The following is a 12,730-nucleotide window of genomic DNA, read 5'->3' on the forward strand; positions in this document are numbered from 1 at the left end:
CGCTTCGGCTGCGGCGGGCGCGGCGGCGGCAGCGGCAGTGCCGCAGGGACCACCGCCGCCACCTCCTCCTCCTCCATCACCGCCATCCTATGAACCGCCGCCCCCGCCGCCTCCGGCTGGAGGCGCCACCCCTCCCATGGGTACCGGTGCGCCGCCGGTGCAGTACGGCCCACAGCCCCCGAAGAAATCGTCCATGCCCTGGGTATTAGGGATACTGGGTACGCTGGTGGTGGGAGGAGTCATCGTAGTGCTGCTGCTCGGCTTCGCGGTGGGCCCGAAGTGGTTCGTCGGCGATGAGGACGGCGGAGGTGGCACAGCAGCCGGGAGCCCGGAGCAGATAGTGGAGGACTTCTTCGAATCCCTGGAGAAGCAGGACGCCAAGATGCTGCTGGGGACCATGCCGCCCGAGTTCGTGGACGGCATCAAGGAAGCGCTGGGCGACGACTATATCGACCTCATGGAGGAATACTTCTTCGACTACTTCCCCGAGGACCTGAAGATCGATATCGAGAAGATGGAGAGCGAGATAGACGGGGACACGGCCGAGGTGACCATCGTCGAGGGCACCATGTCCTATACCGACGAATACGGCGATAAGGTCAGCCAGGACGCCGCCGACGCGGATATGGACGCTTTCGAGCTGGTCAAGATCGGCGGCAAATGGTATCTCTCCGAGGACACCCTCATCGATATGGGCTTCGACTTCAGCGACATCGAAGACAGCGGCATGATGGACGACGGTACGACGGACGGGGACTACGATACCGGGCTGGTCGAACTGCCTGTTGACACGGAGGACGAGGTCCTCACCCTGATCATGGAGGAAGACGAGATCTGGGACTGGTACATGGAGACCGACCTGCCCGATTACGAGATCGAGGATCAGGGCGACACCTGGTTCGTCTACCTCTTCGAGGTGGACGAAGACGGCGCCGAGATACCGTTCGGCACGTACGTGGTCGACAAGGAGACGGGAGAGGTAGTCGCGGCAGCCGGATAGGGCTTCGCGCTCAGGCGGACTCCTCCTGCAGGGAGCACCTGCCCTGCAGCATGCTCACTGATTCCCTGATGATGCGGGAGACGTGCATCTGGGATATCTTCAGTTCGCGGGCGATCTTCGTCTGCGTCCATCCCTTGTTCAGCCGGAGGTCCATGACCTGGTGGTGGCGTGGGGGGAGGCTGGCCAGTGCTTTTTCGATGTCCAGCTCCTTTTCGACCTCCTCGAATGCGGGGTCGCAGGCGCCGATGAAGAGGCTCAGCGGGGCCTCTTCCTGGCCGTCCCCCATGGTGCTGTCCAGGGAGAAGACGTTGGTATAGTGCTGGGCCGCCAGGGCTTCTATGATGTCCTCTTCGCTGACACCCAGCCGCTTCGCTAACCTTGCGATATCTGGCTCCCTGCCTTCCTCGTCCATGAAGCGGCGGGTCTCGGAGTTGATGCGCTGCCTGAGGTCGCGCAGGGGCCTGGGCAGGCGGATGATCTCCAGGTGGTCGCGGTAATGCTTCTTCAGCTCGCCCTCCATGGTCGGATAGGCAAAGGTGATGAAGGAGACCCCCCTGCCGGGATCGAACCGCCGCAACGCCTTCATCAGCCCCAGGGCCGCCAGCTGATAGGCATCCTCGTAGGGTAGCCGCTCGGAGTGGTACTTGTGGGCGAAACGGTGCAGCAGGTCCTGGTAGCGGTCGAAGAAGCTCTGCATCGCCTCCGCGTCATCGCCGGAGTTGATACGTTCCAGGAGGTCGATCTCGGTCGCGCTCAAGCCTTTTCTCTCCATGTTTCTTTATACCTCCGGAGTCCAGGGGTCAATCGTCCCTCGTCACCATTTCCGTTCCTGCCCGGGGCAGTCGGACAGGTCTAAAGGGACCCGCAAGGGGCGCGGCTTCACCGGGCGAGTTGGCGGGGGATATATACCTCTCTCCTAACCTCTCTCGTCCCCTCAGGATCGATGTGCAGCCGTCCGGAACGCCCACACCGGGAGCAGAACAGGGCTCCCCTTACCAGCCTCGTGCCGCATAGGGGACAGACCGTTCCCGCGCTGGAAAGAAGCGTGCCCAACTCAGACCTATGCCTCATCTCGCACCCCTTGCATACGGATCCCTGTATCCTAGGCATGAGCTTATATGCCCATGAGCCCGGGGGGTATCAGCGACGTTCTCCTCGGGGCGTGGGATAAGGTTATCTATGCCTGTAAGTATTTTTCCTACAGAATGAGTGCCGGGAAGGGCTTTTCCTCAGTCGATGAGTCCGTTCTTGATGGCGTAATAGGTCATCTCGGCGTTGTTTTCCATTCCCATCTTCTCCAGCACGCGCGCGCGGTATGTGCTGACGGTCTTCACGCTGAGGCAAAGCTCTTCGGCCACTTCCTTGAGGCGCCTGCCCGACGCGATCAAGCACATCACCTGGAACTCGCGGTCGGACAGGTTCTCGTGCGCCGGTCTCTCGTAGTCGCTGCCGATGGCGGTGGCCAGCTTTTCGGCCATGGACGGGCTAACGTACTTTCCCCCTCCCAATACCTTTCTCATGGCGTTGACCAGTTCCTCGGAGGCGCTGTCCTTGTTCATGTAACCTGAGGCTCCAGCCTTGAGCACCCGCATCGCATACTGGTCCTCGGGGTGCATGGAGAGTATGAGCACTGGCAGCGCCGGCTTCATCGCCTTCAGGTCCTTGAGCGCCTCCAGGCCGCTGCGGTCGGGCAGGGTTATGTCCAGGATCACTATGTCCCAGTGCTCCTCCCCCACCAGCTCGAGCATGCGGGTGGCGGACTCGGCCTCCACCGCGACCGTGACATCCGGCTCATCCGCCAGGATCTGCAGCAGCCCCTTCCTGACCACTGGATGGTCGTCAACGATCAGTACTCTCACCGATAGCCGCCCTCCTCTTGTGGTGTACCTCCGGCCCGGTCATCGCCGCCCAAGGGTATCCTCACCACCACGGTGGTCCCCTCTCTCTCCCCGCCGCTGATCTCGACCTCTCCTCCGTAGATGTGGGCGCGCTCCCGCATACCCAGGATGCCGAGGGACCCCCTGTCTTCCACTTCCTGCCGGCTGATCCCCCTGCCGTCGTCCTTGATCCGCAGCACGATCTCCTGCGGCTCCTGTGCCAGGAGCACTTCCACCTGGCCGGCGCCGGCGTGCCTGGCGATGTTGGTCAGTGCCTCCTGCGCGATCCGGAAAAGGGTGATGGCCAGGTCCTTGTCCATGGACTCGTCTTCCGTCCTGGATACGAAGGAGCATTTCAACCCGGTCATTTCCTCGAAGCGTTTCAGTTGCCAGTCGAGGGCGGCGGCAAGCCCCAGGTCGTCTATGACCCCGGGCCTCAACTGCGTGGATATCTCCCGTACCGACTGGATGGTGGCATCGATCAGGTCGGACATGTAGGATATCTCGTCCACCTCCTCGCTGCCGGCGAGCTTCCTGCCGAGGAGGGAGAGGTTGATCTTGAGCCCGGTGAGGCTCTGTCCCAGCGTATCGTGGACCTCACGCGCCACATGGCGCCTCTCCTCCTCGCGCACCGATTCCACGCGTGCGGACAGCGCACGGAGCTGCTCCGCGGTGGCGCGCAGTTCATCCTGGTTCTTTCTGCGTTCCGTGATCTCCTCCTGCAACTGGCGGTTGGTCCTTTCCAGCTCCTGGGTACGCTCCCTCACCAGCTCCTCCAGGTGCTCGCGGTATTCCGACAGCTCGTCCTCGGACCACATGCGCAGAACGGCCATGGCATAGAGGTCCGCGAGCCGGTTTAACACCTCAATGTCCTTCCGGGTGTAATCGCGGTCTGAGTTGGCGAGGGCTATCTGCCCCACCAGCGCACCCCCCAGTAGCGCCGGGACAGAGACGAACCGCTCTATAGGTATATGTCCCGCCGGCACTCCGGTCGACCTCGGGTCCTCGCCTGGAGCGTTGGTGAGCAGCGGCTCCCGGTTTTCAAGGACCCATCCCCACAGGCCCCCGAACTTCGAGAAGACGATGTTCTTGTCCTCGACATCGCACTGTTCCCATATATCGCGGCTCAGGGTGGGGGAGATAAGGTGGCCGGTATCTGCCTCTATGTATCCCACGTAACCGTATCTGCTGCCGGTCAAGCGCTTCGAGTTCTCCAGGACCACGTAGGACACCTCTTCTATGGATACCTGGGCGAGCAATGCCGAGGACATCTCGGCGATAGCCCGGTTCACCTCCACCTCGTAGGCCAGGTCGTTCTCTACCTGCACCCGCCTGGTGATGTCCCGGGTGATGTTCCCCACCATCATGCCCTCGCGGGAACGTATGGGAAAGGAAGCGGTCTGGATGATGCGCCTCTCGCCTTCCGGGGAGAGCATCTCCCTCTCGATGGTCTCTCCAAACCAGGACTCGAAGCCCTTCTCCAGGGGGCCGAGGACCATTTCCTTCAGCTCCCCGTAGGCCCGCGGGTCGCGCTGCTCCGGTAGAAGGGTGAGGTACTGCACCTCCCAGAGCGCTTTTCCAATGGCTTGCTCCCGCCGCAACCCCGAGATGTCCTCCATGGCGCTGTTCCACTCGATGACGGTCCCCTCCCCGTCCACGAGCACGATGCCGTCGGTGGACTGCTCCACGATGCTGCGGAACTTCTCCTCGCTCTCACGCACTGCCTCCTCCGCCTGCTTGCGCTCGGTGATATCCCGTGAGTTGACGACTATACCGATGACCTCTTCCCCGACCACGAGGGGCACAGCGACCGAGCTGTAGTAGATATCGGCTCCGTCCGGACGGTGGAAGACCGTCTCGTATTCCTGCCGGCGGTTATCGAAGAGGGCCCGGTTCAGGTGGGTTCTTACACGGTCCCGGTCTTCCTCGTCGACCATTTCATAGAGCGGGGTCCCGATGAGCGCATCGGGGTCGATACCCTGTTCTACCCGGTTGATAAAGCGGATCCTGTGGTCGGTATCCAGCATGATGATAAAGTCGCCCGACGCATCGGCAATGGCCTTGAGGCGCCCCTCGCTCTCCCTGACCTCATCCTCGGCGCGCTTGCGCTCGGTTATGTCCGAGACCATGGCCAGCGCGCCGGCCGCCGTGCCCGCGTCATCGGTGAGCGGGGACGCTGCCACGTTCGTGAAGATGCGCGAGCCGTCCTTGCGCAAGAACTCGACCTCATACTGCCTGCTCGTGCCCCGATCGCCGCCACCCATGCTCCGCTCGATCTCGGTCCTGCCGCCATCGTCCACGAAATCGAGTATCGGGCGACCGAGCATCTCCCCCTCCGAGTACCCCAGCATGTCGGCCATGCGCCGGTTGACGAACGTCGTTCTCATATCGCCGTCTATGACCCATATGCCTTCCTGGGCGTTGTCTACTATGGTGCGGTATTTTCTCTCGCTCTCCTCCAGGGCCGACCTGGAGGCATGCCGGGCCGAAAGATTGAGTATCCTGTTCTCCAGCACCGCCCGGTAGGGATCGCCGCCGATGAACTGCTCCGGAGGGACGTAGTAGAAGTTCTCGAAGACCTCGCTGCCGATGACGGCGATAGGGTGGGTGGACAAGACGTCCAGGAGCAGCTCCGGGTTGAAACGCCGCCGGTCGTACTGGCATATCGCCATGCAGCGGCTACTTGGGAAGAAGTGGTTGAGCTTGGCCTCGTATTCGATGAGCCTCTCCGAGCCAGGCAGACCCCGCAGAGCCCAGGTCATCTCGCCCGTCACCCGGAGGACCGCGTATCCTTGCGACGCGGCCTTGTCCGTCTCCTCCCGCAGCATCGCGATCATGCCGTCCGGGTCGAAGACACCGTCCTTCATATAGGCATCATCAACCGTCAGAACGGTGAGCTGCCCGCTGTCCAGGAAGGGGGAGGTCTCTATCCCCACGCGCTCCAGGTATCCCAGCACCTCCTCCGCGGTGTGGTTGTCTACGATATAGATGACCTTCTCTCCCCGCTCGAGTCCGTGCCGCAAAAAGGAAGTGACCAGGGCACGGTGCTCATCCTCCGACTGATAGATGCAGCAGAGATGGTCGCCGGGTCTCAGTTCCTCCAGGCCACGGATAAGGCTGTGTCCCCTCACATCCCCCATGTACGCGTTCCTTCCGGTAACGGGGAGGTCACGGCAGGCTCAACGTCTATAATAATGGAAGCGCCTCCCTTGCTCCAAGCCAGCTGCGCTGCCACTTTCCCGGGGAACTACCAGGTCGGGCAATGTGGGGCGGAGAGACGTGCATGCAGGTGGCTGGAGAGCGCCGAGCCAGCCCGGGTGTCGCCCGTATATGAGCAGCCTCACGGGCCGTCGCGTCGCCCGGGCCCCGCCCGTCTGCGCTGCCACCAGCCCGGGGAATCACCAGGCCGGTCGATGTGGGGCAGAGAGACGTGCATGCAGATGGCTGGAGAACGGCGATCCCGCCCGGGTGTCGCCCATATATAAACCGCCTCCCGGGCCGTCGCGCCGTCCGGGCCCCACCCGTCTGCGCTGCCACTTGCCCGAGAACTACCAGGTCGGTCTCCGTGAGGCTTTGCGAGCGGGACCGTTACCTGGAGGCTCGGGCCGGACAAGCACCCATGCCCGGACGCCTCACGGCCCGGGAACAAACCCCACTACGGAGTGCCCCCCGTCCCACGCGCCCCCATACACGAAGTACATGGGCCGCTCCACCACGACGTCCGGGCCGGACACCACCCGTACGCGCGTGGACAACTGGAAACCGGCACCGGCGTTCTCGTTGACCATGAGGGTGACGCGCGTGCGCGCGGGGACGCCTACCGTCCTCGCCGGCAGCTCCCCCGCCTCCTGGGTATAATAGGTCACCTCCACCGCGGCGCTGGTGTCCCCGGGGTTCTGAAGGCACAGCCACTGGTGGAAACCATGGCCGGTGTATCCCTCCGCCAGCAGCCACTCCGGCGCCGGAGCGAAGGCCCCGACCACGCAATGCCCCCCCTCCGCCGCCAGCCCCCCGTAGTTATAGGCGAAATATATGGGCCGCTCCGCCAGGAAGGTCTCGCTGGAGGTGAGCGCCACCGATACGTCCTTGTCCACGCCCACCTCGTCGCGGACGAACACGGTGTGGCGCGAACCTGCCGCGACGCGGTAGGTGCGGTCCTGCTGGCCACCCTGTCCCTGCCCCAGCTGATACGCAGCGGTGATGACGATGGCGTGGTCGTGGGGGTTCTGCAGGGTGAGCCACGACTCGAACCCGGAGCGGGTCGCGCCCTCCGCGAAGAAGAACCGGGTGGAGAGCTGCGTGGCCCCCATGACGCAGTGGCCTCCCTCCCAGTGCTGCGCGGCCGTGCTCGTATATTCGAAATACATGGGGCGCTCGACCACCACGGGCTGGCTGGACTCGACCGCCAGCGAGCTCTCGTACCCTGCGCCGAGGACCTGGTTCACCGCGAAGGTGCGGCGCGAACGGGCCGGGACGGTATAGCCTTCCCTCAACTTTTCGCCCTCCTGCTCCGTCTGGAAGCGGAAGGTCAGGGCGGCGTCGGTGTCGGCGGGGTTGAGCACGCATATATATTCGTCAAAGCCGCTGCCGGTATAACCCTCGGCGAAATACCAGGAGGCCGAGGGCTCAGCGGCCCCGATGACGTCGTGGCCTCCGTCCCACTTTCCCTGGTAGTCGAAGTAGATTGGGCGTTCCGCGAGGACCATGCCGTCGGATTCCAGTTTCACCGAGACCTCCTTGCCCGCCCCCGCCTCCACATTGACATCGATGGTGGTGCGGCTGTTCCGGGGCAGGGGATAATCCTTGGTGAAGGGCTGGCTGCCATCGGCGTAAAGGTAGGTGACCTGGGCGATGGCCCCGCTGTCCTCGCGGTTGAGCAGGCAGAGGTATTCCTGGAAACCGGGGCCGGTGTAGCCTTCAGCGAAATAGAAAGCGCTCTCCACCGTGGGCAGCTCCACCACGAAGTTCACTCCGTTCGATTCGCCATCGGGCGTCACCACGGTCACCATCCCCGAGAGGGCGCCCGCCGGCACCCGGCAGCGGATGCGCGTGTCCGTCCACTCCAGGTAATCGACGGCAATTTCCTGCCCGAGCGCGACGTAGGAAGAGCCCCGGCTGGCGCCGAACCTGGAGCCGGTGATGGTGACCACGGTTCCCGCTGACCCCGAAGTGGGGTTGATAGCGGCGATGGAGGGCGCGTTGGCGCTGCCCTTGAAGCGGTTATAGGCCACGTTGAGCAGGCTGACGAACTCGACCGTGGCCTTCTGGTTGCCCACGTAGTTAGGGTGGTCGTCGCCGCTTGGATAGGCCAGGGTGTTGCCTCCCCCATCCGTCTTGTGCTGGACGGCGCCGTTCCACCAGCGGTGGTGGTTGCCGGTCTCCCACCCCAGGTCGCTGGCGTAGGAGCCGCCGCCGTTGCTGGTGAGCACGTTGTAGAAGTCGAAGACGAAGACATTGTCCAGCGAGTATCCGACCAGCCAGTCGTTGACCAGCCAGTCGTTGAAGGCGCGGGCGTTGGACGCGTAGGTGGCGTCTCGCAGCGGCGGTGCGGTGATGACGACGAAGAGCTTGTCCGGCCGGCTTCTGAAGTACTCGAGGATATCGATGTAGATGCCCTTGGCGTTGGCCACCGTTAGCGGGGAGGAGTTGCCCGCCAGCGGGTTGCTCGTTATGGGCGGAACGGGGTCGGAAGGGCTGCCACCCATGGCCGAGTTGGGGTAGCAGGACTTGAACATGACGATCTCGTTCTCCCCCCCGGGGTCCGTGGCGAGGCGCGAATAGGAACTGTTCTGGCCGCTTTCGGCGTACAGGGCGGCCATATAGGCGGGACTGGACGGCCCCCGGAACCAGGACCACCAGTGGCCGATGTCGGTGCTGGACCCGATGGCATCCGGCCCCCAGCCGTAATTTGTGTCGCTCACGAAAAAGTTGTTGTCCCGCAGGGCGGAGCCCAGGTTGCCGTTACCGTCCTCCAGCCAGTTCTGCCCGCAGGAGTGGTGGATAAATATGAGCTTGACCGGGCTTGCCGGGGGACTGGGGCTGTCGGCGGCCACGGTGAACCCCCCCTGGTCGCCCTCGGTGGGGCCGGCGGCCGCGAGGGACGCCGGCACTCCGGCCACCAGCAGGAGCACCGCGGACAACACCAGGACGAACACCGGGAACAGATTGCGCCTACCACGGGACATGGCTCCACCTTTCTACTCTCGCAGCGTCTATCTATCTTCCGACACCGTCCCCCTCCAGGTATAACGCCGCGCGCACGGCAGGATTTCAAGGGGATGGGGCATCCCCTTCGCGGGAGGCCCCTGAAGCCGTCCGGGGCTGGGGCCGGGGTTTCCACCGCGCGAGGCCGTCAGGGACGGGGCAACCGAAAAATCCCAGGCGCTGTAAATCTGACTTGAATTAAGCACCGGGCCTCATATATAAAGAGACTGGAGGGGCCACATAAACATATCTACCCTTAATCCCTGCTCCGACCGCAGTGTCCCGCCGCGGGGCAAGCATTCCTCTCGTTTACGGTAAGGGGCACAGCCCAAGAGGTCCATCGCGCATCGATACAGGAGGGGTGACCATGGAGGAGAAGCTCTGGCACAAGTCCTATGCCGAGGGAGTACCGTGGAGCATCGATTACGAGAAGCTCACGGTATCCGGAGGCCTCGCCCGCTCGGCGAGGGAGTTCCCTGACCAGGTGGCCTTGAACTATATGGGCAAAAAATACACCTACAAGCAACTGGACGCCATGGTCAACCGCTTCGCCCGGGCCCTTATGGCCCTGGGCGTGAAAGAGGGGGACAAGGTGGCGACCATCATGCCCAATATCCCACAGATGATCATCGCCAACATGGCCGCCTTCCGCATCGGGGCGGTGGTAGTGCTCAACAACCCGCTCTACACCGAGCGTGAGCTGAAGTACCAGTTGGACGACTCGGACTCCAAGGTGGCTATAACCCTCACCCTGCTCGTCCCCCGTATCGAAAAGATCATGCCCGAGACCAAGGTGGAGAAGATCATCGGCTGCCAGATCAACACCTACCTCGGCTTCCCCAAGAAGCAGCTCTTCCCGTTGGTGCGCAAGGCCATGTACAGGAAGATCGAGCCCACGGACGTGGTGATGCGCTTCGAGGACCTTATCAAACAGCATCCCGCCGACCCCGTCGAGGAGAAAGGCAAGTGGGAAGAACTCTCCACCATCATCTACACCGGCGGTACCACCGGGGTGAGCAAGGGAGTCATGCTCAGCCACGCGAACATCAGCTGCAACGTGCAGCAGTTCGCCGCCTGGTTTCCGGACCTCGACCGCGGCGGAATATCGCTGGTGGGGACCTTTCCCGTCTTCCATGCCGCCGGCTTCACCGCCTGCCAGAACTTCTTCTGCTGGCAGGCGTGGGAACACTGCATGATCCCCCGGCCCGACCCCGCTGGCGTCATCGAGATTCTCAAGCGCGACAAGCCCGACTACCTCCCCGGCGTCCCCACCATTTTCGTGGGCCTGCTGGCCGAGCCGGAATTCAGGGAGATGGACCTCTCCTTCATCAAGGGCTTCTTCTCCGGCGCCGCCCCCCTGGCGGCTGACACCATCCGGGACCTGAAGGAGCTCACCGGCGCCACCATCCTCGAGGTATATGGCCAGACCGAGACCTCACCCGTGGCTACCGTCACCCCCTGGGGCGGCGTGATCAAGCCCGGCACCGTGGGTATCCCCGTCTCCGATACCGACATCAAGATCGTGGACATAGAAACGGGCGAGGAGGAACTGCGCCAGGGCGAGGTCGGGGAGATCATCATCCACGGCCCCCAGAACATGATGGGCTACTACAAGAAACCGGAGGAGACGGCCCAGGCCTTGAGAAACGGATGGGTATACACGGGGGACATCGGCTTTTTCGACGCCGACGGCTACCTCTCCGTGGTGGACCGCAAGAAGGACATGATAATCGCCGGCGGCTACAACATCTACCCCGTCGAGATCGACAACGTGCTCTTCGACCACCCCAAGATCCTGGAGGCGTGCGCCGTCGGCGTGCCGGACGAATACCGCGGCGAGAGCCTGAAGGCCTTCATCGTCACCAAGGAGGGCGAGACCCTCAGCGAGGAGGAGGTCCTGGCCTACTGCCGGGAGACCCTGGCCCCCTACAAGATCCCCAGGAGCGTCGAGTTCGTGAGCGAGCTGCCCAAGAGCGTGGTGGGCAAGATCCTCCGCCGCGAACTGCGCGACCAGGAGATCAGTAAAGCCGGGGAATAGCTGCATGACCCGGGAGTCCGATCGCCCTCGCGGCGGGCAGGGACATGGTTGACGAGCTCTCTGTGCATCAGGCGCGTTTTCTCAGGACGGGCGGGCAACTCCTGCGAGAATCCGGCGATACGGTTTTCCTGCCCGCGGCCGTAAGATCCTTGGTGGGGATAAACGCGCAGCGGACGTCGGCCATGTTCCTTGCGTTGCGAGCAAGGCTGGAAGGCGTTCAGAAAAGGGCGATCGAAGAGGCCATCAACCTGGACAGAAGCCTGGTGCGCACCTGGGCGATGCGGGGGACGATCCACCTCCTGGCCGCCGACGACGTGGAGTGGCTGGTTTCCACCCTTGCCCCGACCCTGATCGCAAAAGGCAGCCGGAGGATGGCCGAGCTCGGACTCGACGAGAGCCTCGCAGAATCAGGGGTGGATAAGATCCGCGCGGCCTTGAGGGTGCGGGCGGAGCCCTTGACGCGTCGGGAATTGATGGACGCGCTGGCAGGAGAAGGGATCGAACTGGACTCAAGAACGCAGGCGCCGATCCATCTCATCCGGCACGCTGCCCTCACCGGTCTGCTGTGCATGGGTCCAGAACGCGAAAACGGCGAAGCCACCTACGTACTCCGCGATGAATGGATCGGGGGGGAGTCGAGAGGTACGGGTGGGTCCGGGCTGGCCGAGCTGGCCATGAGGTACCTCGACTGCTTCGCCCCCGCCACTACCAGGGACTTCGCTATGTGGTCGGGACTGACCGCGGCCGAGGCGAAGGAGGCCTTGCGGGGCGCGGAGGCCATGGGTAAGCTCGCCGGGGTGAAGGTGGAGAAAGTCAGCATGTGGCTGCCCGTGAGCAAGGCTAAGATTCTCAGCCCATCCCGGCTGCGTAAAAGCACCGTAAAGCTGTTGCCCGCCTTCGATACGTACCTCCTCGGCTACGCTGACCGGTCGCTGCTGGTTTCCGATCAGCACCGCAAGGACGTATATCACGGTGGACAGACCCTCCCTGTGGTGCTGGTGGACGGGGCCGCCGCGGGGACCTGGAGGTACGAACGCCGGGGCAAGCGCCTGGCCATAGAGGTGAAACCTTTCGAGCGCCTCGACGATACTTCCAGCGGCCTGGTCGCGGAGGAAGCCGAGGACGTCGCGCGCTTTCTCGGCCTCCCGGCCACGCTGTGCATAAACGGTCCTTGAACCACATGGGGTCACCTTTAAAGACCCAAGTCAAGGGTAAGCCTCTCCATACCCCTTTCGGAAGGGGTTGCTGAAAGCTATTGGCTTGGGAGGACGCCTCCGAACGGGCACCTTGTCCCTTTCGCCTTAGCGGATATGACCTCTCTCTTTCGTCTGCGCTTTGCGGACCCTTCCAAACCTCAAGTTCACCTGATGGAGGTCTTTTCGGCCAGGTCTTGTTCTTTGGATACCCCGGTATGTTATAAGAACTGCATGCCGTTTTACTAATTATTGATGAGTATTACAGTAGAACAAGCAAATCCATCATGGATCCAAAAAACAAGACCTGGAATGATAAAGAACGGACGCCTCCGAACAATTAGGTGACAAACCAAACATGCCGGTTGAAAGGGCCGGCACGACCGAAAGGAGGCGTCCCATGAGTAGAGTGTACATC

General features: G+C 62.9%; 7 protein-coding genes. 3 read left to right on the plus strand and 4 right to left on the minus strand.

Going from position 1 to position 12,730, the window contains the following annotated elements:
• The first annotated feature begins 136 nt into the window (after window positions 1-136).
• On the plus strand, window positions 137-1,000 hold the full coding sequence (locus tag AB1384_12275) for a hypothetical protein (protein ID MEW6555048.1): 864 nt from the start codon (window positions 137-139) through the stop codon (window positions 998-1,000).
• A 10-nt stretch (window positions 1,001-1,010) separates the two neighbouring features.
• Here the strand turns inward: AB1384_12275 and AB1384_12280 are convergent, their stop codons facing one another.
• The 4 genes from AB1384_12280 to AB1384_12295 form a co-directional block, all read right to left on the minus strand.
• Complete coding sequence (locus AB1384_12280; GenBank protein ID MEW6555049.1) at window positions 1,011-1,772, minus strand: sigma-70 family RNA polymerase sigma factor; 762 nt, start codon at window positions 1,770-1,772, stop codon at window positions 1,011-1,013.
• A gap of 457 nt (window positions 1,773-2,229) precedes the next feature.
• On the minus strand, window positions 2,230-2,859 hold the full coding sequence (locus AB1384_12285) for a response regulator transcription factor (GenBank protein ID MEW6555050.1): 630 nt from the start codon (window positions 2,857-2,859) through the stop codon (window positions 2,230-2,232).
• Window positions 2,856-6,017, minus strand: coding sequence for a PAS domain S-box protein (locus AB1384_12290; GenBank protein ID MEW6555051.1), 3,162 nt, complete (start codon window positions 6,015-6,017; stop codon window positions 2,856-2,858). Before AB1384_12290 ends, AB1384_12285 begins: the two co-directional genes overlap by 4 nt.
• Window positions 6,018-6,509: 492 nt before the next feature.
• Window positions 6,510-9,062, minus strand: coding sequence for an IPT/TIG domain-containing protein (locus AB1384_12295; protein ID MEW6555052.1), 2,553 nt, complete (start codon window positions 9,060-9,062; stop codon window positions 6,510-6,512).
• Between the two features lie 386 nt (window positions 9,063-9,448).
• On the opposite strand from AB1384_12295, the gene AB1384_12300 reads away from it, so the two are divergent.
• Both AB1384_12300 and AB1384_12305 read left to right on the plus strand, forming a co-directional pair.
• Window positions 9,449-11,119, plus strand: a complete 1,671-nt coding sequence (locus tag AB1384_12300; protein MEW6555053.1) for a long-chain fatty acid--CoA ligase — start codon at window positions 9,449-9,451, stop codon at window positions 11,117-11,119.
• Between the two features lie 44 nt (window positions 11,120-11,163).
• Window positions 11,164-12,294: a winged helix DNA-binding domain-containing protein gene (locus tag AB1384_12305; GenBank protein ID MEW6555054.1), complete on the plus strand. Its 1,131-nt coding sequence runs from the start codon at window positions 11,164-11,166 to the stop codon at window positions 12,292-12,294.
• The last annotated feature ends 436 nt before the right edge of the window (window positions 12,295-12,730 follow it).

The sequence above is a fragment of the Actinomycetota bacterium genome, assembly GCA_040757835.1.
Lineage (GTDB): Bacteria > Actinomycetota > Geothermincolia > Geothermincolales > RBG-13-55-18 > SURF-21.